The sequence below is a fragment of the Streptomyces cylindrosporus genome, from assembly GCF_022698165.1.
GTDB classification, from domain to species: Bacteria; Actinomycetota; Actinomycetes; order Streptomycetales; family Streptomycetaceae; genus Streptomyces; species Streptomyces cylindrosporus.
In genome coordinates this window covers 973630-994582 of the sequence record NZ_JALDAY010000001.1, presented here as the reverse complement: position 1 = coordinate 994582, position 20953 = coordinate 973630, and the positions used below count along the sequence as shown (strand labels likewise).

General features: G+C 72.3%; 17 protein-coding genes. 9 read left to right on the top strand and 8 right to left on the bottom strand.

What is annotated here, in order from left to right:
- Position 1 precedes the first annotated feature (1 nt).
- The 4 genes from MQP27_RS04405 to rsmH all read right to left on the bottom strand — a co-directional run bounded on the left by MQP27_RS04405 (position 2) and on the right by rsmH (position 5167).
- The gene (locus MQP27_RS04405; protein WP_242760992.1) at positions 2-1522 is read right to left on the bottom strand and encodes a UDP-N-acetylmuramoyl-L-alanyl-D-glutamate--2,6-diaminopimelate ligase; all 1521 of its coding nucleotides are present in this window, start codon (positions 1520-1522) and stop codon (positions 2-4) included.
- A gap of 161 nt (positions 1523-1683) precedes the next feature.
- Positions 1684-3645 (bottom strand): peptidoglycan D,D-transpeptidase FtsI family protein, encoded by a 1962-nt coding sequence (locus MQP27_RS04400; RefSeq protein WP_242760990.1) that lies wholly within the window; start codon positions 3643-3645, stop codon positions 1684-1686.
- A gap of 7 nt (positions 3646-3652) precedes the next feature.
- The gene (gene ftsL, locus MQP27_RS04395; protein WP_242760988.1) at positions 3653-4162 is read right to left on the bottom strand and encodes a cell division protein FtsL; all 510 of its coding nucleotides are present in this window, start codon (positions 4160-4162) and stop codon (positions 3653-3655) included.
- A gap of 45 nt (positions 4163-4207) precedes the next feature.
- Positions 4208-5167, bottom strand: coding sequence for a 16S rRNA (cytosine(1402)-N(4))-methyltransferase RsmH (rsmH, locus tag MQP27_RS04390; RefSeq protein ID WP_242760986.1), 960 nt, complete (start codon positions 5165-5167; stop codon positions 4208-4210).
- A 268-nt stretch (positions 5168-5435) separates the two neighbouring features.
- On the opposite strand from rsmH, the gene MQP27_RS04385 reads away from it, so the two are divergent.
- The 4 genes from MQP27_RS04385 to MQP27_RS04370 all read left to right on the top strand — a co-directional run bounded on the left by MQP27_RS04385 (position 5436) and on the right by MQP27_RS04370 (position 11235).
- On the top strand, positions 5436-6044 hold the full coding sequence (locus tag MQP27_RS04385; RefSeq protein ID WP_242760984.1) for a beta-class carbonic anhydrase: 609 nt from the start codon (positions 5436-5438) through the stop codon (positions 6042-6044).
- A 249-nt stretch (positions 6045-6293) separates the two neighbouring features.
- Positions 6294-7334, top strand: a complete 1041-nt coding sequence (locus MQP27_RS04380; RefSeq protein ID WP_242760982.1) for an AAA family ATPase — start codon at positions 6294-6296, stop codon at positions 7332-7334.
- Positions 7334-8725: a DUF58 domain-containing protein gene (locus MQP27_RS04375; protein WP_242760980.1), complete on the top strand. Its 1392-nt coding sequence runs from the start codon at positions 7334-7336 to the stop codon at positions 8723-8725. Before MQP27_RS04380 ends, MQP27_RS04375 begins: the two co-directional genes overlap by 1 nt.
- Positions 8722-11235, top strand: coding sequence for a transglutaminase TgpA family protein (locus MQP27_RS04370; protein WP_242760971.1), 2514 nt, complete (start codon positions 8722-8724; stop codon positions 11233-11235). Before MQP27_RS04375 ends, MQP27_RS04370 begins: the two co-directional genes overlap by 4 nt.
- Positions 11236-11360: 125 nt before the next feature.
- On the opposite strand, the gene MQP27_RS04365 is transcribed toward MQP27_RS04370, so the two are convergent.
- The 3 genes from MQP27_RS04365 to MQP27_RS04355 all read right to left on the bottom strand — a co-directional run bounded on the left by MQP27_RS04365 (position 11361) and on the right by MQP27_RS04355 (position 13670).
- The gene (locus MQP27_RS04365; RefSeq protein WP_242760969.1) at positions 11361-11762 is read right to left on the bottom strand and encodes an SCO2097 family morphological protein; all 402 of its coding nucleotides are present in this window, start codon (positions 11760-11762) and stop codon (positions 11361-11363) included.
- A 278-nt stretch (positions 11763-12040) separates the two neighbouring features.
- Positions 12041-12811, bottom strand: a complete 771-nt coding sequence (locus MQP27_RS04360; RefSeq protein ID WP_242760967.1) for a methyltransferase — start codon at positions 12809-12811, stop codon at positions 12041-12043.
- Between the two features lie 292 nt (positions 12812-13103).
- Positions 13104-13670, bottom strand: a complete 567-nt coding sequence (locus MQP27_RS04355; RefSeq protein ID WP_242760964.1) for an SAV_6107 family HEPN domain-containing protein — start codon at positions 13668-13670, stop codon at positions 13104-13106.
- 173 nt (positions 13671-13843) lie between these two features.
- Here MQP27_RS04355 and MQP27_RS04350 point away from each other — a divergent pair, with 173 nt between their 5' ends.
- From MQP27_RS04350 to MQP27_RS04330, 5 genes are all read left to right on the top strand, one after another.
- On the top strand, positions 13844-14587 hold the full coding sequence (locus MQP27_RS04350; protein WP_242760956.1) for an ATP-binding cassette domain-containing protein: 744 nt from the start codon (positions 13844-13846) through the stop codon (positions 14585-14587).
- Positions 14559-16643: a YhgE/Pip family protein gene (locus MQP27_RS04345; protein ID WP_242760954.1), complete on the top strand. Its 2085-nt coding sequence runs from the start codon at positions 14559-14561 to the stop codon at positions 16641-16643. The genes MQP27_RS04350 and MQP27_RS04345 overlap by 29 nt, the downstream gene beginning before the upstream one ends.
- A gap of 50 nt (positions 16644-16693) precedes the next feature.
- Positions 16694-17329, top strand: coding sequence for a TetR/AcrR family transcriptional regulator (locus MQP27_RS04340; protein ID WP_242760946.1), 636 nt, complete (start codon positions 16694-16696; stop codon positions 17327-17329).
- Between the two features lie 400 nt (positions 17330-17729).
- A complete protein-coding gene (locus MQP27_RS04335) occupies positions 17730-18362 on the top strand; it encodes a DUF4126 domain-containing protein (protein ID WP_242760944.1) in 633 nt (210 codons plus the stop codon).
- 30 nt (positions 18363-18392) lie between these two features.
- The gene (locus tag MQP27_RS04330; protein ID WP_242760942.1) at positions 18393-19898 is read left to right on the top strand and encodes a phytoene desaturase family protein; all 1506 of its coding nucleotides are present in this window, start codon (positions 18393-18395) and stop codon (positions 19896-19898) included.
- Positions 19899-19919: 21 nt separating this feature from the next.
- Here MQP27_RS04330 and MQP27_RS04325 read toward each other — a convergent pair whose 3' ends face one another.
- Positions 19920-20900, bottom strand: a complete 981-nt coding sequence (locus MQP27_RS04325) for an SCO2102 family sporulation regulator (protein ID WP_242760940.1) — start codon at positions 20898-20900, stop codon at positions 19920-19922.
- Positions 20901-20953 lie beyond the last annotated feature (53 nt).

Sequence of the window (20953 nt, the reverse complement as noted above, 5' to 3'; positions counted from 1 at the left end):
TTCATCCCTGGGTCTTCTGGATGGCTTCTCGAAGCACCTGGCGGTCGTCGAAGGGACGGACCACCCCGGCGATGTCCTGGCCCTGCTCATGGCCCTTGCCCGCGACCAGCACGGTGTCCCCGGGCCGTGCTCGGGCGACGGCGGCGGCGATCGCGGCGGCCCGGTCCTCGAAGACCTGGACCTCGCCGCGTTCGTGTGCTGGTACGGACGCGGCGCCCTCGAGCATGGTTGCAAGGATCGCCAGGGGGTCCTCGGAGCGGGGGTTGTCGGAGGTCAGTACGGCGGTGTCGGCGAGCCGGGCCGCGGCGGCACCCATCGGCGCCCGCTTCGTCTTGTCGCGGTCGCCGCCGCAGCCGAGCACGACGTGCAGCCTGCCCTCGGTGACCTTGCGCAGGGCGCGCAGGACCGATTCGACGGCGTCGGTCTTGTGGGCGTAGTCGACGACCGCGAGATACGGCTGCCCGGCGTCCACGCGCTCCAGCCGGCCCGGTACGCCCGGCACGGCGGCGATGCCGTCGGCGGCGGCCTGCGGGTCGAGCCCGGCGGCGGCCAGGGCGACGATCGCGGCGAGGGTGTTGGCCACGTTGAAGCCGCCCGGCAGGGGCGCCCTGGCCTCGATGCGCTCGCCCTCGGGGCCGATCACGGTGAACGTCGAGTCCATGGGGCCGACCCGCACGTCCTCGGCCCGCCAGTCGGCGTCCGGGTGGCCCTCGGCGGAGAAGGTGACGACCGGGACGGTGGCCTCCCTGGCGAGCCGGCGGCCGTACTCGTCGTCGGCGTTGACCACGCCGAGTCTGCTGCGTTTCGGCGTGAACAACTGCGCCTTGGCCCGGAAGTAGTCCTCCATGTCGGAGTGGAACTCCATGTGTTCCGGGCTGAGGTTGGTGAAGACGCCGATGTCGAAGACACAGCCGTCGACCCGGCCGAGCACCAGCGCGTGGCTGGAGACCTCCATCGCGACCGCCTCGACCCCGCGCTCGCGCATGACCGCGAACAGGGCCTGGAGATCGGTCGCTTCGGGGGTGGTCCGCTCGGACTTGATGCGCTCGTCGCCGATGCGCATCTCGACCGTGCCGATCAGGCCGGTGTTGCTCTTGGTCTTCAGACCGCCCTCGACGAGGTAGGCGGTGGTGGTCTTGCCGGAGGTGCCGGTGATGCCGATCTGGAGCAGGTCGCGGCCGGGGTGGCCGTAGATGGTGGCCGCCAGTTCGCCCATCCGCCCGCGCGGGTCGTCGACGACCAGGACCGGCAGGCCCGTTGCCGCGGCGCGCTCGGCGCCGGTCGGGTCGGTCAGCACGGCGACCGCGCCCAGGCCCGCGGCCTGGGTGACGAAGTCGGCGCCGTGCAGGCGGGCGCCCGGGAGGGCGGCGTACAGGTCGCCGGGGCGGACGGCGCGCGAGTCATGGGTGATGCCCGTGATCTCGGCGGGACTGCCCGGCGCGGCGGCACCCAGCTGATCGGCGAGCTCCGCGAGGGGTGTGGCGGAGACCCGAACCGGTCGTGGCGGCCCCGGATATGTCACGGAAACGCCCTTCTGGGTGGTTTGGGACTGATCAGCGTGTGGCACGGCGGTGAGCGTACCGGGCGCACCCGCCTGCGAGCGAAGTGAGGGGCGGGGGGTGCCCGGGTTGCCGGAGTCGGGAGTGATCATGGTCACGGAGCGTTCCTGGCTGGTTGCGCTGATCAGGGCGTGAAGGTGACGGGCAGGTTCGCGGCCTTCGCCCCGGTGGGCGGGACCTGGAGGGTCTTCAGGGCGAACTCCATCACCTGCTTGTAGATGGGCCCGCAGATCTGGCCGCCGAAGTAACTGCCGCTCGTGGCGTTCTGGATGGCGCAGTAGACGGTGATCCGGGGGTTGTCCGCGGGGGCGAACCCGGCGAACGAGGACGTGTATCCGTGGTACTTGCCGGTGGCCGGATCCACGCGGTTGGCCGTACCCGTCTTGCCCGCGACCCGGTAGCCGGGGATGCGCGCCTTGGTGCCGGTGCCCTCCTGGTCGTCCACGACCGACTCCAGCATCTGGGCGAGCTCCTTCGCCGTCTTCGCGCTGACGACCCTTGTCTTCTTGGGCGTTGCGGCCGGTGTGAAGCGCCCGTCGGGTCCCTTGGTGCCGCGCACGAGGGTGGGTTCGACGCGTACGCCGCCGTTGGCGATCGTCGAGTAGACGGACGCCGCCTGGATCGCGTTGATGGACACGCCCTGGCCGAAAGGAATCGTGTACTGCTGCGAGGTCGACCACTTGTCGGGCGGCGCGAGGATGCCCTTGGTCTCGCCCGGGAAGTCGAGCCCGCTGTAGCTGCCGAGGCCGAACTTGCGCAGGTACTTGTAGAGGACCTTGTTGGCCTGCGTCTGGGTCTTGCCGAGCTGGCCGGTGGCCTCGATGGTGCCGATGTTGCTGGACTTGGCGAGCACGCCGTTGAGCGTGAGGTTCCAGGTGGCGTGGTCGATGTCGTCCTTGAAGAGCCGGTCGCCGCGGTGCAGCCGGTTGGGCACGACGACGTGCGTCAGCGGCGTGGCCACGTTCTCCTCCAGTACGGCGGCCATCGACATGACCTTCGCGGTGGAGCCCGGCTCGTAGGCGTCCTCCACGGCCCAGTTGTGCAGGGCGCTGCCACTCGCCTTGGAGAGGTCGTTCGGGTCGAAGCCGGGCGAGTTCGCCATGGCGAGGATCTGGCCGGTCCGGGTGTCCTGCACTATCACGTACCCGCGATCGGCCTTGGACTTCTTCACCTGCTCGGTGATGGCGTTCTGCGCGGCCCACTGGATGTCGCGGTCGATGGTGAGCTCGACGTCGCTGCCGGGCACCGCGGGCGTCTCGGTGGAGCCCGCGGTGGGCACCAGACGGCCGCCGGACTGGGCGTAGCGGATCTTGCCGTCCTTGCCGGAGAGCTCCTTGTTCAGCTCCTGCTCCAGGCCGCCGCCGCCCTTGCCGTCGGCGTTGACCCAGCCCAGTATCCCGGCGGCGAGATCGCCGTTCGGGTACACGCGCTTGCTGCTGGGGGTGGAGAAGACACCGGCGAGGACGTTGGCGGTGTCCGGCTTGTCGGCGAGCGCGGCCTTGAGGTCCTTGATCTGCGACCAGACCTGCGGGGTCTGGCGGCTGGCGAGCAGGACGTAGCGCAGCGCCTTGTTCTTCGGGCGGAGCTTGGTGACGAGGGACTCCTGGTCCACTCCGAGGATCGGCGCGAGGAGCGCGGCCGCCTGCTCGGGCCCGTCGTCGATCTTCAGCTGCTTGCGGGTGAACATCGTCGGGTCCGCGGTGAGGTCGTACGCGTCCACGCTGGTCGCCAGGGCCACGCCGTTGCGGTCGGTGATGCCTCCGCGCACGGCGGGCAGGACCTGGCCGACGTAACGGTTCTGGTCGGCCTTGGCGGCGTATGTGCTCGCGTCCACGGCCTGGACCTGGAGCAGCCGTACGACGAAGGCGATCAGCACCAGGGTCAGCGCCAGGCTGACCATGCGCAGCCGGGGGCGGGGGCTGCCCAGGCGCAGCAGGTTCGGGGCCGAGGGGCGGGCCGGTGCGGGGCGGCGGGCCTGCGGGCGGGCGCCGGGGCCGGGGCGCCGCCGGGCCGCGGCGGGGCGGGCGGGGTGCGAGGGGCGCGCGGGGCCGGGCACGCGGCGGCGCGGCGGTTCCCTGTCGGACACTTCTCCGTCACCTGCCGGGGGTCGTGGTCGGAGTGGGCGTGGGCGTGGGAGTGACCGCGGGGGTGGTCGTGGGGGTGGCGGCCGGGCTGTGCGTGATGGTCTCCGGCGGGCGCAGGACCAGCGGGACCTGTACGGCGGACTGCTGGGCGGCGGCGGACGGGACGCCCTTCACGGTGCCGTCCGGGTTCAGGAAGGCGGGGTCGCCGCCGGGGACCATGCCGAGCTCACGGGCGCGGCGCACCAGGGCGTCGGGAGCGGAGTAGGAGTCGATGTCCCGCTGGAGCGCCTGTTCCTCGTCGGTGAGGTTCTTGGTGTCCTTCTGGAGGTCGTCGAGCTTGAAGGAGCCTTCGCTGAGCGCGGAGTTCAGCACCAGGAGCCCGATCAGTCCGCCGCCCAGGAGGAGTACGACGAGGAGGACGAAGGGGGTGCGGGCGGCCTGGGGGCCGCTGCCCGACGGGCCCGGGAAGAGGCGTGCGAGACGAGCCGCGCGCCCCCTCAGTTCGGGTTTCCTACTCACACGGCCTCCAGTGAGTCCGGTTTCCCAACCCGCTCGCTGCCCGCATCACTCGCTCACGTCCTCCCTGATGCGCTCGGCCCCGCGCAGTCGCGCCGGTGCCGCCCGCCGGTTCTCGGCGACCTCTTCCTCGGTGGGAAGTTCGGCACCGCGCGTGAGCAGCTTGAGCCGCGGCTGGTACTGCTCGGGCACGATCGGCAGCCCGGGAGGCGCGGTGGTGGCGGCGCCGGCCGCGAACACCTGCTTGACCAGGCGGTCCTCCAGCGAGTGGTACGACAGCACGGCGATCCGTCCGCCCACGGCGAGGGCCCGCACGGCGGCCGGGATCGCCCGCTCCAGGACGGACAGCTCGCCGTTGACCTCGATGCGCAGGGCCTGGAAGGTGCGCTTGGCCGGGTTGCCGCCGGTGCGCTTGGCGGCCTGCGGCAGCGAGTCGCGGATCAGCTCGACGAGCCGCGCGCTGTTGGCGAACGGCTCCTTCTCGCGCTCGCGCACGATCGCGCCGACGATCCGCTTGGCCTGCTTCTCCTCGCCGTACGCGCGCAGGATGCGGACGAGTTCGCCGGCCGGATAGGTGTTGAGGACCTCGGCGGCGCTGATGCCGGTCGTCTGGTCCATGCGCATGTCGAGCGGGGCGTCCTGGGCGTAGGCGAAGCCGCGGTCGGCCTCGTCGAGCTGCATGGAGGAGACGCCGAGGTCGAACAGGACGCCCTGCACGCGCGCGATGCCGAGCCGGTCGAGCACGTCCGGGAGCTCGTCGTAGACGGCGTGCACCAGGGTGGCCCGCTCGCCGAAGGGGGCGAGCCGCTCGCCGGACAGGCGCAGCGCCTCCTTGTCGCGGTCGAGGGCGACCAGCCGGACCTCCGGGAACCGCGTGAGGAGCGCCTCACTGTGTCCGCCGAGGCCGAGCGTGCAGTCGACGACCACCGAGCCGGGCCGCTCCAGGGCGGGGGCCAACAGATCCAGGCACCGCTGGAGCATCACCGGGACATGTCGACTCTGGCTCAAGGGGCCCTCTCAGATCCGGCGGGCCCGCACCGCCGGGTCCCCGCCCGCGGGGAGAATCGGCGCGGCGGCCAAGGTCTCCTGGGGATTTCAGTCCAGCAGGGAGAGCCTCCCCTCCCGCTTCGCGTCACTTTAGTCCACGGTGTCTCGCGGTCAATCAACCGGCCTGCGCGTCGCGCCCCGGCGTGCGTGCGAAGCGGCAAACCAGGGAAAATCACCCTTACGGCTCCACCCCCGCCACCTATGTGGGTTACGTCACAAGAGGACCGTGATGACGCTCTTTTCCCGCTCTCACAGGCAGACCGGATCGCAGGTGACCAGTAACGTCATGACTATGACGACTTCTGCATCCGTTCCCACCGAGTCCGAAGGCGCCATACGCGGCGGCACCGTCACCGACCGTCTCGTCGATGCCAACGGACGGTACGCCGCCGAATTCACCGACCCCGGAATGGACGCCCGCCCGGTCCTGCACGTGGCGGTCGTGGCCTGCATGGACGCCCGTCTCGACCTGCACGCGGCGCTCGGCCTGGAGCTGGGCGACTGCCACACCATCCGCAACGCCGGCGGCGTGGTCACCGACGACGTGATCCGCTCCCTCACCATCAGCCAGCGCAAGCTCGGCACCCGCAGCATCGTCCTCATCCACCACACGGGCTGCGGCCTGGAGGCGATCACCGAGGACTTCCGCACCGAGCTGGAGATGGAGGTCGGCCAGCGTCCCGCCTGGGCGGTGGAGGCCTTCCGGGACGTCGACCAGGACGTACGCCAGTCCATGCAGCGGGTGCGCACCTCGCCGTTCCTGCTGCACACCGACGACGTGCGCGGCTTCGTCTTCGACGTGAAGACGGGTCTGCTGCGCGAGGTCGACCCGGCGTAACGGGGCCGCGTGACCCTCCCCGGCCCTTCTCGTTTTTCGCAAATCCCGCGCATGCTGGAGCCCAAGCACCGTAAAACCCGACATAACGCAGCCAGTTGTCCACAGTCGAGTGACACGAAACGGTAACGGCAGCAAGAATGCGGGTGTGGCGTCGCGCGGAACTTTTCACGCGTGGTGTCCGTGTTTCGGGGTGGGCCGGTCCGCACAGCAAGCGTCGGCCCGGAGAAAGAACGGGCCGAGGAGGGCCGGGTGACGACCTATGACGATCGAGCGAGCCTTACAGATCTGACTGCCACTGTGGAGCGGGTCCGCAGTTCGGTGGAAGGAGTGATCGAGGGCAAGCCCGAGGTCGTACGGCTTTCGCTGACCGTACTGCTCGCCGAGGGACATCTTCTGATCGAGGATGTGCCGGGCGTGGGCAAGACCATGCTCGCGAAGGCGCTGGCGCGGTCCATCGACTGTTCGGTGCGGCGCATCCAGTTCACGCCCGACCTGCTGCCCTCGGACATCACCGGTGTGTCCATCTGGGACCAGCAGCGCCGGGACTTCGAGTTCAAGCCGGGCGCGATCTTCGCGCAGATCGTGATCGGCGACGAGATCAACCGCGCCTCGCCGAAGACCCAGTCCGCGCTCCTGGAGTCCATGGAGGAGCGGCAGGTCACGATCGACGGGCAGACCTACGAGCTGCCCAGCCCCTTCATGGTGGTGGCCACGCAGAACCCGGTCGAGATGGAGGGCACCTACCCGCTGCCCGAGGCCCAGCGCGACCGCTTCATGGCCCGGGTGTCGGTGGGCTACCCCAGCGTGGAGGCCGAGCTGCAGATGCTCGACGTGCACGGCGGGGTGTCCCCGCTGGAGGACCTCCAGCCGGTGGCGCACGCGCACGACATCGTGAAGCTGATAGAGGCCGTGCGGGGCGTGCACGTCGCCGAGTCCGTCCGGCGGTACGCGGTGGACCTGGTCGCCGCCACGCGCAACCACCCCGACCTCAGACTCGGCGCCTCCCCGCGCGCGACGCTGCACCTGCTGCGCGCGGCGAAGGCCTCCGCGGCCCTGAGCGGCCGGGAGTACGCGCTGCCGGACGACGTGCAGGCCCTCGCGGTCGCCGTCCTGGCGCACCGCCTGCTGCCCACCGCACAGGCCCAGCTCAACCGCCGCACCTCGGAGCAGGTCGTCCAGGAGATCCTGCAGCGCACCCCGGTGCCCGCGGCGCCCCAGCAGCAGAGCGGCTTCGGCGGCCTCGCGCACGGCACGCCGGCGTACGGCCAGCAGCCGCCGCGGAGGCTGTGATGTCCTCCGCGGGGACCGGGCAGCCGGACGCCGACCGCGGCGAGAAGGGCGGCGTCCGTACGGCCCTCGCGGGTCTGACCACCCGCGGCCGCTCCTTCCTGGCGGCCGGCATCGCGGCCGCGATCTGCGCCTACGTCCTCGGCCAGAGCGACCTGCTCAGGGTCGGCCTGCTGCTCGCCGTGCTGCCCCTGGTGTGCGCGCTGTTCCTGTACCGCACGCGCTACCGGGTGGCCGGCAGCCGCCGGCTCTCCCCCGCGCGCGTGCCCGCCGGCAGCGAGGCCCGCGTCCATCTGCGGATGGACAACGTCTCGCGGCTGCCCACCGGCCTGCTGATGCTCCAGGACCGGGTGCCGTACGTCCTCGGCCCCCGGCCCCGCTTCGTCCTCGACCGGGTCGAGCCGGGCGGCCGCCGCGAGGTCTCCTACCGCGTCCGCTCCGACCTGCGCGGCCGCTACCCGCTGGGCCCGCTCCAGCTGCGCCTGACCGACCCGTTCGGCATGTGCGAGCTGACCCGGTCCTTCTCCTCGTACGACACCCTGACGGTGATCCCGCGCGTGGAGGCGCTGCCGCCGGTGCGCTTCAGCGGGGAGTCGAAGGGGTACGGCGACGGGCGGCAGCGTTCGCTCGCGCTGGCCGGCGAGGACGACGTGATCCCGCGCGGGTACCGCTACGGCGACGATCTGCGCCGCGTCCACTGGCGGCTGACCGCCCGCTACGGCGAGCTGATGGTGCGCCGCGAGGAGCAGCCGCAACGGGCCCGCTGCACGGTGCTGCTCGACACCCGCGCCATCGCCTTCCAGGGCGCGGGCCCCGACTCGGCCTTCGAATGGTCGGTGTCGGGCGCGGCCTCCGTGCTGGTGCACATGCTGGAACGGGGCTTCTCCGTCCGCCTGTTGACGGACACCGGCAGCTCGGTGCCCGGCGAGGGCGCGGACGGGTTCGCCGGCGCGAGCCAGGAGACCGCCGACTCGGCCGGGCTGATGATGGACACCCTCGCCGTGGTCGACCACTCGGACGGCGCGGGTCTGTCCCGCGCGTACGACGTGCTGCGCGGCGGGAACGAGGGACTGCTGGTCGCCTTCTTCGGCGACCTCGACGAGGAGCAGGCCACCGTGGCCGCCAAGATGCGCCAGCGCAGTGGGGGCGCGGTCGCGTTCCTGCTGGACAGCAGCACCTGGATGCGGGAACCGACCGATGTGCCCGGCCCGTTGGACATGCGTGAGGAGCGGCAGCGGATGCTGCGGGAAGCGGGCTGGACCGTCCTGAGCGTGCCGCGCGGCGCCTCGCTGAGCGAGCTGTGGCGGCAGGCGGACCGCGAGCGCGCGGGCCTGGCCGCCTCCGGCGGTACCGCCGCGGCGAGCGGTACGAGCGGTGAGGGGGCGGGGTCATGAGCGGGCGGGCACGACTGGCGCTGGGCGCCTGGGCGGCCACGCTGATGGCGGCGTGCGCGCTGCTGCCCCTGGTCTCCCCGGCCACCTGGATCGTGCAGGCGGCCTTCCTGCTGGGCGTGCAGAGCGCCGTGGGCGCGGTGACGCGGCGGGTGCCGCTGGCCCGGCCGCTGACGGTGGCGGCGCAGGCGCTGGTCACCCTGCTGATGCTGACCCTGATCTTCGCCCGGCAGCAGGCCTTCCTCGGGATCGTCCCGGGCCCCGAGGCCTTCCAGCACTTCGCCGACCTGCTGCAGCAGGGCAGCGACGACATCGCCCGGTACGCGATCCCGGCGCCGCTGGACTCCGACGGCATCCGGCTGATGCTGCTCGGCGGGGTCCTGGTCATCGGGCTGGCGGTGGACACCCTCGCGGTGACCTTCCGCAGCGCGGCCCCCGCCGGACTGCCCCTGCTCGCGCTGTACTCGGTCGCCGCCGGGCTGTCCGACGGCGGCGCCGACTGGTTCTGGTTCCTGGTCGCGGCGGGCGGCTATCTGATGCTGCTGCTCGCCGAGGGCCGGGACCGGCTCTCCCAGTGGGGCCGCGTCTTCGGCGGGGCACCGCGCACCCCGGGCGGCGAGCCCGGCCCGGTGGCCCCCGTCCGCACCGGGCGGCGCATCGGCGTGCTCGCGCTGGGCATCGCCCTCGTGGTGCCGGTCGCGCTGCCCGCCATGAGCGGCGGGCTGCTGGACGGAGCCGGCACGGGCGTCGGCTCGGGCACCGGCGGCGGGGGCACGATCTCCGCGGTGAACCCGCTGGTGTCGCTGCGCGACAGTCTGAACGTGGACGAGGACCGCCAGGTCCTGACCCTGAAGACCAACACGAGCGACATCTCGGACCTGTATCTGCGGATCGTCTCCCTGGACGACTTCGACGGCAGCACCTGGAAGCCGTCCAAGCGGCACATCACCTCCGTGCCGGACAAGCTTCCGACCCCGACCGGCCTGGGCCCGGACGTCAAGCGCGCGGAGATCGAGACCCGGATCTCGGCGTCCGACTGGTACGCCCAGGACTGGCTGCCGATGCCGTACCCGCCCAGCGGCGTGGACGTCAGCGGCAAGTGGCGCTACGAACCGGTGGGCATGACGCTGGTCGGCGACCACGGCGAGACCACGCGCGGGAAGACGTACCTGGTCAAGAGCCTCGACGTGCAGCCGACGGCCGAGCAGCTGGCCGACGCGCCGGACCCGTCCCCGGCCCTGGAGCGGGAGTACACCAAGCTGCCGAGCTCGGTGCCGGCGGTGGTGGGCAAGACCGCCCGCCAGGTCACCGCGGGCTCCGCCAACCACTACGAGCAGGCGGTCAAGCTCCAGGAGTACTTCGCCTCCACCGGCGGCTTCCAGTACAGCACCCAGGTACAGGTGGGCACCGGCCCGCAGGCGATCGCCAAGTTCCTGAAGGACAAGGAGGGCTTCTGCGTCCACTTCTCCTTCGCGATGGCGGCGATGGCCCGCAGCCTGGGCATACCGGCCCGGGTCGCGGTGGGCTTCGCCCCCGGTTCCCCGCAGGCCGACAACACGGTCTCGGTGGGCCTGAAGGACGCGCACGCCTGGCCGGAGCTGTACTTCGAGGGCGTGGGCTGGACCCGCTTCGAGCCGACGCCGACCCGGGGCGTGACGCCCTCGTACACGCAGTCGGACAACACGGGCAACACCCTCCCGGATGTCACGCAGCCCTCCGCGTCGGCGGGTTCGTCGGCCTCGGCGGCTCCGTCGGCGACCACGAGCTGCTCGGCGCAGGACCGCAAGCTCGGGGCGTGCAGCGCGGCGCTCCCGCTGGACACCGCCAAGCCGGGTGACAGCGGCCCGCCGTGGTACCAGATCGCCGGCTGGGTGCTGCTCGGTGTCCTGGTGCTCGCCGTACCGCTGGTGCCCATGCTGTGGCGGCTGCGCCGGCGCTCGGTGCGGCTGGCGTCGGGTCAGCACGCCTCCGTCGGCCTCACGCGGCCCGAGGCGGACAGAGCCCGGAACGGCGGCCGGGGGTCCACGGACGTGGACATGGAATCCCCGGCGACGGCGGTGGAGGCGGATGCCCGTTACTCCGCCGAGGTGGCCGCCGGGCATGTGCTGGCGGTCTGGCGCGAACTCACCGACACCGCCTGGGACTACGGCATCCCGCCGGACGACGCGCTGACCCCGCGCAAGGCGGCGGCGCGGATCGTGCGGCTGGGGCAACTGGACCCGGCCACGGCCGAGTCGGCGCACCGGGTGGCGAGCGCCGTGGAGCAGGTGCTGTTCTCACCGAGGCCGCATGCCGTGCCCGGCCTGGCCGACGACGTCCGCAGGGTGCGGGCCGCGCTGCGGGCCCGGGTCAGCTGGCCCACCCGGGTACGCGCGGTCGTGGCGCCCCGCTCGGCCGTCCGAGCGGTCTGGGACCTCATGGACCGCTGGACGGACGTCCAGGCCCGCGCGAACGAACGCTGGACGGCGGTACTGAGCCGGGCCCGGCGCCCGTCGGGCCAGCAGAGCGGCTGACAGGCGCTGACAGGCAGGGCCCGGCTCCAGGGCATACGTGAGGGGGTGACCACCGACCGGGTGGTCACCCCCTCAACTGCTTCTGGGAGCTTCGTGGAAGTCGCTGCTTCCGGCTGGCCGAGAGGCTACTGGCCGCCCTGCTGCTCGTCGCGGCGGCGCTGCCAGCGCTGCTCGATACGGTCCATCATGGAGCGCTTCTGCCGAGCCTGACGGCGCGCGTGCGGAGCGGCACCGCCGGCGGGCTGTTCACCCGGCTTGGGGGCCTTGCGCCAGCCGGTCACGGCGAGCACCGCACACCCCAGCATGACGAGGAAACCCACCACGCTGAGCCAGACCTGCTTGGCGACCATTCCAGCCATGAGGAGCGCAATACCCACGAGGAAGCCGGCGACCGCCTGGTAGACCCGCCGCCGGGTGTACGTACGCAGCCCGCTTCCCTCAAGCGCCGACGCGAACTTGGGATCTTCGGCGTACAGCGCTCGCTCCATCTGCTCGAGCATTCGCTGCTCGTGCTCCGAGAGCGGCACGGAGTCCTCCTCATCGTGCAGTCGCCGGGGGCGACCCGGGGGGTCCCTTCAGGATAGGCAGGGAATCGCCCCCGTGAAACCCGCCCCTCTGCGCCAATTGGCCAACCGGATTCCGCCATGGCCGTCCCGGCTCGCTGAATCTTCCATTCCCCAGCGGCCGACCCGTCATGCCGGGTGATCTCCTTCGATCATACGGCGCCAAGCCCCCGTTCGGGGGGCCTGTGGCGTACTCCATCCGCAGCCAACGCGCTGATCAGCGGCTCGCCCCGGGAGGCCGCTCAGGCCCCGTCGGTCCCCCGGGTCTCACCGAGCACATGGAGCTGGGTGGCGACGGAGTGGAAGGCGGGCAGCTCGGCAGCCGCCTCCTCCAGCTTGAGCAGCGCCTCCAGGGCGCCGGGCTCGGTGTCCACGAGCACGCCCGGGACCAGGTCGGCGAAGACCCGCACGCCGTGCACGGCGCCCACCCGCAGGCCGGCGCCCTCGACCAGAGCGGTGAGCTGCTCGGCGGTGAAGCGGCGCGGCACGGGGTCGCCGTCGCCCCAGCGGCCGTCCGGGTCGCCGAGGGCCTGCCGGGCCTCCTTGAAGTGGCCGGCCAGGGCGCGCGCGAGCACGGCGCCGCCGAGGCCGGCGGCGAGCAGGCTGAGGACGCCCTCGGGGCGCAGGGCGGCGACGACGTTGCGTACACCCTCGGCCGGGTCGTCGACGTACTCCAGGACGCCGTGGCACAGCACCACGTCGTGGCCGCCGCGCTCCACCACGTCGAAGAGGCCGTGGGCGTCGCCCTGGACACCCCGGACGCGGTCGGCGACGCCGGCCTCGGCGGCGCGGCGCTCCAGGGCGAACAGCGCGTTGGGGCTGGGGTCGACGACGGTGACCTGGTGGCCGAGGCGGGCGAGCGGCACCGCGAAGTTGCCGCTGCCGCCGCCGGCGTCGAGCACGTCCAGCGCCTGGCGTCCCGTGGCCTTGACCCGGCGGTCGAGGGCGTCCTGGAGGACCTCCCACACCACGGCGGTACGGAGGGAGGCGCGAGGCCTCATCGGGTCCGACACGGCAGTTGACTCCTCGGCGCGGCACCGCCCTTGGCACGGCGGAGCGAACGGGCTGCCTCCCCTGCCCGGGGTGCGGGAGGAAAGGCTTCAGGCGCCCTCCACCCTATTGCCTGCACCGCTGCCCCCGGTCACTTCACCCACACGACCTGCGGAACATCTCGCACCGCGGACGCGGGCGGTTGCCGGCACACCTTGCGAGCCGCCGTCCCGCGACCCGCCTCACCCATGAAGCGGCTCACGCGTGAAGCGGCTCACGCATGCTTCGGCTCGCGCATGAATCGGCTGAATCGGCTCACCCCGTATCGGGTAAGTCCCGGTCCGCCCCGGGGCCGGGCTGGGGGTGGTCGGGGTCGTGGCGGGGCTGTGGGAGGACCGGCTGGAGGACAAGCATGCGCTCGACCAGGCGCAGGAACATCGCCACGTCGCGTATCAGGTCGTCGGCGTCCCGGCGGCTCGCCGCGCCCTGGATGCCGGCCTCGGCCCGGGCGCGGCGCCGGGCACCGGAGGCGAACAGCGCGCTCCACTCGGCGAGTTCGGGCGCGATTTCGGGGAGCACTTCCCAGGCGCTCCGGATGCGTGCCCGGCGTCGCTCGGAGGTCTCCGGGCGGCCCCGCGCGGCGAGCACGGCGGCGGCGGTGCGCAGGGCGGCGAGGTGGGCGGTGGCATAGCGCTCGTTCGACGTTTCGAGGACGGCCGCCTCGTCCAGTCCGGCGCGGGCCTGGGCGAGCAGGTCGAGGGCGGCGCGCGGCGCGGCGGCCCGGCGCAGCACCGGGTGGACGTCGCTCGCCGGACCGGTCAGTGAGGGGGCAGGGCCGGTGGCGCGGCGCCGGCGGGCGGCTGCTGCGTGATAGCTGGCCATGACGAACCTCCTGTCTCTGCGTGACGGCATGCCCGCATTCGGGTAGCCGTATGTCCCCATCGTGCGGTATGGCACTGACAATCCGTTCTGACCTGGGGTTTTGCTTCGATCTAAGGTTCGGAGTAGTTTTTGCACTGACCAGTCAGTTCAAATTCAGTTCCGCATCCAGGGGAATGGGGGGAACCGTGCCCGCAACCGGTGTCACGGCCCGCGGCCTCGGGCTCAGGGGGCCGCGCGGCTGGGCCTTCCGCGAGGTCACGTTCGAGGCGGCGCCCGGCTCGCTGATCGCGATCGAGGGACCGTCGGGGTCCGGCCGCACCTGCCTGCTGCTCGCGCTCACCGGCCGGATGAAGGCCACCGAGGGCACGGCCGAGGTGGGCGAGTGGAGGCTGCCCAAGCAGCTGGCGGCGGTGCGCCGGGTGAGCGGACTCGCGCACGTCACCGGGGTCACCGACCTCGAACCGGCCCTGACCGTCGGCGAGCACCTGCACGAACGGGCGCTGCTGCAGCGGCGGTTCGGCGACTCGCTGAAGGCGCTGCTACGACCGCGGGCCGAGCGCGCGGCAGAGGCGAAGCTACGGATCGACACCGCGCTCGCCGCCGCCGGACTCGACCGCGCGGCCCTGCCCAAGGGCTCCCGGACCGCCGTACGGGATCTGGAGCGGATGGAGGCGCTGCGCCTGTCCATCGCGCTCGCCCTGCTCGGCCGGCCCCGGCTGCTCGGTGTCGACGACGCCGATCTGAAGCTCTCGGACGCCGAACGGGCCGAGGTGTGGGCGCTGTTGAGGTCCGTCGCGGAGACCGGGACCACGGTCGTGGCGGTGTGCAGCGAAGCACCCGAGGACGCCGTCGTCGTCACCACCGCGGAGACCGGGAAGGAGAAGGCCGATGCGCTCGCCGAAACTGGCCGCCCTTGAGCTCAGGCGCTTCGGCCGGGGGAAGCTCCCGCGGGCCGCGCTCGTCGCGCTCCTGGTGCTGCCGCTGCTGTACGGCGCGCTGTACCTGTGGTCGTTCTGGGATCCGTACGGCCGCCTGGACCGGATCCCCGTGGCGCTCGTCAACGACGACAAGGGGGCGATGGCCGGCGGCAAGCGGGTCACGGCCGGCGACGACATCACCGAGGGGCTGCGCGAGAGCGACACCTTCGACTGGCACGAGGTCAGCGCGAGCGAGGCACGCGCGGGCGTGGAGGACGGCACGTACTACCTGTCGCTGACCATGCCGGCCGACTTCAGCGAGCGGATCGCGTCCAGCGCGGGCGACTCACCGGAGACCGGCGCGCTCCAGGTGCGTACGAACGACGCGAACAACTACATCGTCGGGCAGATCTCGCGGACGGTGTTCAGCGAGGTGCGGACCGCCGCGTCCACCAAGGCGTCGCGGTCCTTCCTGGACCGGATCTTCATCTCGTTCTCCGACATCCACGGCGCGACCGTGAAGGCCGCCGACGGCGCCGACCAGCTCACGGGCGGCATCGGGAAGGCCGAGAAGGGCTCCAAGGACCTCGCGGACGGCCTCAAGGGCGCCAAGGACGGCAGCAGTGCGCTGTCCAAGGGGCTGAAGAAGCTCGACACGGGCGCGGGCGCCCTGGAGGACGGCTCGCGACAGGTCGCCGACGGCACGCGCACGCTCGCCGACAAGGTCAACGCGGTCGACGACAAGGTGGGCCCCTTCATCAAGGGCAACGAGAAGACCATCGGGGACACGGCCCGGCTGGTGGCCGACTCCTCGAAGGCGATCCGCGACAACCTGGACACCTTGGTGAAGGCGGCCCCGACCGCCGCCAAGGGCGCGCACGCGGCCTCCGAGGTGCTGAACGACGTCTACAAGGCGCGCTGCGAGCAGGCCGTACTCCCCGACCCGGCCTGCGCCGACCTCAAGAAGGCCAAGACGGCCGCGGCGGACGTGGCGGCGATCGCCGACGACCTCAACACCCTGATCGGCGACCAGCACGGCGACCTGAAGAAGCTCGACGCCGACCTCGCGACCCTCCAGAAGCAGGCCCAGGCCCTCGCCGACCGCGCCCCGCACCTCTCCGAGGACCTCCAGGACGCCGTCGCCAAGATCAACAAGCTGAACGAGGGCGCCACGAAGGTCGCCGCGGGCGCCAGGAAGCTGCACTCCGGGCTCGGCACCGCCACCACCGGCGCGTCCGAACTCGACACGGGCGTAGGCAAGCTGAAGACGGGAGCCCAGACCCTCAACGGCGGCATGTACAAGCTCGTCGACGGCTCCGGGAAGCTCGCGGGCGGACTGCACGACGGCGCCGGCAAGATCCCCGACTACGACAAGAAGGACCGCGACCAGCGCACCGGGGTGATGGCGGATCCGGTCCGGCTGGTCTCCAAGGACCTGCACAACGCGCCCAATTACGGCACCGGGTTCGCCCCGTACTTCATCCCGCTGTCCCTGTGGGTGGGCGCGATGGTGGCCTACATGCTGATCCCGCCGATGAACCGGCGCGCGCTCGCCACGGGCGCCCCCGCCTGGCGGATCGCGCTGGCGGGCTGGCTCCCGGTGGTCGCGATCGGCGCGCTCCAGACGGTGGCGCTGATGTCGGTGCTGCACTGGGCGATCGGCCTGGAGATGGCGCGGGCGGCCGGGACGGTCGGCTTCCTGTTCCTGGTGACGGCGTGCTTCGCGGCGATCGTGCAGTGGCTCAACGCGCGCTTCGGGGCGGCCGGCCGGATCCTCGTACTGGCGCTGCTGATGCTGCAGTTGACGTCCGCGGGCGGCACCTATCCCGTGCAGACCAGCCCGCGCTTCTTCAACGCGATCCACCCCTTCCTGCCGATGAGCTACATCGTGGAGGCCCTCCGGAGGCTCATCACGGGCGGCGGCCTCGGACCCGTGTGGCACGCGTGCGTGGTGCTCCTCGCGTTCACCGCGGGCGCGCTCGCGCTGACCGCGCTGTCGGCCCGCCGCCGCCAGGTGTGGACACTGGACCGGCTGCATCCGGAACTGAGCCTGTGAGAAGCCCGGTGACGACCTCGGAAGGGACGGCTCCTGTGACAATCAGGACCATGGAAAGCAGCAGCGCCCCGTCGGGCGGCAGCACGCGCCGCGAGGCCACCCGGCAGAAGCTCTACGAGGCCGCCGTCACGCTCATCGCCGAGCAGGGCTTCTCCGCCACCACGGTGGACGAGATCGCCGAGCGGGCCGGGGTGGCCAAGGGCACGGTCTACTACAACTTCGCGAGCAAGTCCGTCCTCTTCGAGGAGCTGCTGCGGCACGGTGTGGGCCTCCTGGCCGCCTCTCTGCGGGAGGCGGCGGAGAAGACGGCACGGGACGGCGGCAGCAAGGTCGACGCCCTGGACGCGATGATCCGCGCGGGTCTCGTCTTCATCGACCGCTACCCGGCCTTCACGCAGCTGTACGTGGCCGAGCTGTGGCGCACCAACAGGGCCTGGCAGTCGACCCTGATGGTGGTCCGTCAGCAGGCCGTCGCGGTGGTCGAGGACGTGCTGCGCGAGGGTGTGGCGAACGGCGAGTTCAGCGACGAGATCGACGTGTCGCTGACGGCCTCCGCGCTGGTCGGCATGGTCCTGGTGGCCGCCCTGGACTGGCAGTCCTTCCAGCCCGAGCGTTCCCTGGACGACGTGCACGCGGCCCTGTCCCGGCTGCTCCAGGGGCGCGTGAGCGGGCGCGCCAACCGCTAGCGCCGGTCCGTTCCGGGCACACACGAAAGCGCCGGTCCGCTGTGGCCGCGTCCCCCGCGGGCCACCTCGAACCGGCGCCTTCTCGTGCTCCCCCGTTTTCTTTTTTCTTTCCCCCGTGTCCCCCCGTTGGGACCCCCGTATCGGTCGTTTCCCCCGGGTTCCCCCGTGCCTCGCTCCCGCCGACGGCAGTCGGCGGAAGGAGCGGATCGTGGGCGGCTCCGTTTCCGGCGCCCCGTGTCGCCGGTTCCGGAGCCGTACCCCTTTCCGTGTCTCCACTCTCTCGTTCGCGCAGGTCGGGCCCCATCCGCGCGCGTACTCATCTCACTCACTAGGTACGCGTACTCAGCCGTCCGTGCTCACCCCCAGGACGCTCCGTTGCCGACTGGTTACGATCGCCCCCGTGTCCGTACTCCCTCTTGTCTTCACCAGCGGCTGGGCCAGCGGCATCAACGCCTACGCCGTGGTGCTGCTGCTCGGCCTCTTCGGCGCGGCCGGCGTGAGCGACGACGTCCCGGAGACGCTCCAGCGCCCTGAGGTGCTCGTCACAGCGGGCGTGCTCTTCCTCTGCGAGGCGGTCGCCGACAAGATCCCGTACGTCGACTCGGTGTGGGACTCGGTGCACACCGTGGTCCGGCCGGTCGCGGGCGCGTGGGTCGGGGCGCTGCTGGCCGGGCACAGCGGTTCCGTCAACGACGTGGTCGCCGGTCTGGTCGGTGGTTCGACGGCGCTGGCCAGCCACACCGTGAAGGCCGGGACGCGGATGGCGGTGAACACCTCGCCGGAGCCGTTCAGCAACATCGTGCTGAGCCTGGCCGAGGATCTCGGCGTCGGCGGGATCGTGACGTTCGCGATGTTCCACCCGGGCGCGGCGGCCGTCGTCGCCGGTGTGCTGCTGGTGTCCGGGCTGGTGGTGCTGGTCTTCCTGGTCTCCCGGATCCGTCGGTTCCTGCGGCGCCGGGCCCAGCGGCGGGAGGAGCGGCGGCTGGCGGACAGATCCTCCGGCGGATCCTCCGGTGGGCCGCCCGTGCGGTGACTGTCAGTGGCGGTCGATAAAGTCGCTGGCATGGGACGGATTGCGGTGATCGGCGCCGGGATGGGCGCGATGGCGGCCGCCGCCCGGCTGGCCGTCGCGGGCCACCGGGTGACGGTGTACGAGCGTGCGGAGACGTACGGCGGTGCGGTGCGCCGGTTCGAGCGGGACGGGTTCGGCTTCGACACCGGGCCGGGGCTGCTGACGCTTCCCGCGGTGTGGCGCGATCTGTTCGTCAAGACCGGCAAGGAGCCACTGGAGGACTGCGTCGAGCTGGTCCAGGTCGACCCGTCCGCACGGCACGTGTTCGCGGACGGCACGGAGGTCTCGCTGCCGAACGCCTCGCGCGCGGGCGTGGTCGCGGCCCTGGACGAGGCGCTGGGCGCGGGGGCCGGGGAGCGCTGGGGCGACTTCCTGGTGCGGGCCCGCGAGGCCTGGGACCGCACCCGCCGCCCGCTCCTGGAGGAGCCGCTGTGGCCGAACTGGCCGGTGCTGGCGGAACGCGAGCCCTACCCCTCGGTCCCGCACCGGCGGCTGCTGCGCACGCGCCGGGCGACCACGCTCGCCGAGGTCGCCGCCTGGGAGCTGCGCGACGAGCGGCTCGCGGCGCTCCTGGAGAGCCACGCGCTCGCGTACGGCCTCGATCCCCGCACCGCCCCGGCGAGCGCGGCGGTGCTGCCGTACATGGAGCACGCCTTCGGGACCTGGTATGTCCGCGGTGGGATGCGGGAGTTGGCGCGGGCGGTGTACGAGCGGTGCGTGCGGCGCAGGGTCGAGTTCGTCTTCGGCGCCGAGGTCACCCGGATCGTGGAGAAGGACGGGCGGGCGGCAGGGATCGAGCTGGGGGACGGCTCGGTGGCCGAGGCCGATCATGTCGTGGCGGACGTCGACCCGGCGAGGCTGCGGGCCCTGACGGACCGTCCGCTGGACGAGGCCGGCGACGTGCAGCCGCGCCAGGACGCGCCCACCCGGTTCACCGTCCTGCTGGCCCTGCGCGGCGCGCGCGAGGCGGGCGCCGCGCATCGCACGGTCGTGCACGCGCCGGCACCCGGGTCCGAGCCGGCCTTCCTGGTCTCCCCCGGCGGGGACGAGCCGCCGCGTCCCACGGTGACCGTGCTGCGCCCCGACGACCCGGCGCTCAGGCCGGACGGCGAGCACGAGTCGGTGGTGCTGTCCGCGGTGGTGTCGGCCGAGGCCGGCTGGGAGTCCGAGGGCGCGGTCCGGCGCTGTACGGAGCTGCTGTTGGAGGCCGCCGGGTCCGCGATAGCGGGACTGTCGGAGCGCCTGCTGTGGCACGAGGTGCGTACGCCCGGGCACATCGCGGACGAGACGGGCGCCCGCTTCGGAGCCGTACCCGCGCCCGCGCTCGCCGCCGGCGAGGGCCGCTTCCTGCACCCGGCGAACACCACCCGGCTGCCCGGCCTCTACCGGGCGGGAGGCTGGTCCCACCCCGGCGGCGGCCTCCCCCACGCCGGCATGTCGGGCGCTCTGGTGGCCGGGCTGATCGTGGAGGGACCGGAGTTTAAGGGCTCTCAGTGAGGGACCGGCGCTGAGCAGCTGTCAGAAGCGGTACTGCTGCTCGTCGTACCCGTTGCCCTGCGGCTGCTGCTGGCCGTTGCCCTGGTACGGGTACTGCTGTTCCGGCGGGAGTTCGCCGCCGTAGGTCTCGTCCGTGCGCTGCTGCGGGACCCAGACCCCGCCGGCCGGGGTGGTCTCGCCGCCGTACTGGCCGGTGGCGTACTGGTCCTGGCCGTAGCCCTGCTGGTCGTACTGGCCGTACGTGGCGTCGTAGCCGCCGCCGTAGGTCTGGGTGCCGATGTACGGGTCGGAGTAGGCGGCGTACTGCTGCTGGCCGGTGGTGTCGTAGCCGTACTGCTGCTGGTTGTAGCCGGAGTAGTCGTAGCCGTAGTTCTGGTCGGCGCCCTGGGCGGCCGTGGCGTACTGGTCCTGGCCCGCGTTCGCGTAGGACTGGTCGGCGGCGCCCGCGTACGCGGGGTCGCTGTATATGCCGTAGGAGCCGGTGTCGTCGGGCATGGGCTGCGGCTCGTAGACGGCGGTGGACTCGGCGGCCGTCGGCTGCGGAGAGCGGGCCGGGGTGAAGACGTCGTCGCGGTCGTAGTCGTCCTCGGCGCCGTAGGACGCGTTGTCCTGGCCGAAGGAGCGGTCGTCGCCGTAGCCGCCCTCGGCGGGCTCCAGGTCGGAGACCTCCAGCGTCGGGTCCTGGCGCTCGGCCTTGCCGCGCCGGCGCTTGCTGCTGCCGCCGTCCAGCAGCTCGGCGTCGGCGTCCGGGCGCTTGACCGCCCAGCCGGCCGAGAAGCCGCGGCGGAAGGAGAGCGTGACGTACGTCTGGCCGACCGCGAACGCGGCGGCGCCGAGACCGATGACGATCACGGACGGAATGAGGACACCGAGGACGACGCCGAGGAAGCCGACGAAGGCGAGCAGCCGCCAGCGCAGGCGCGCCTTGTACTGCAGCAGCACCTCACCCAGCAGCCACAGCGCGACGATGCCGAACGCGATGTAGAGGACCGTCCAGCCCATGTACGCCCCTCTCCCAGTCGCCGCTACGCAGTGTGTCGTATACCCGTGCGGCC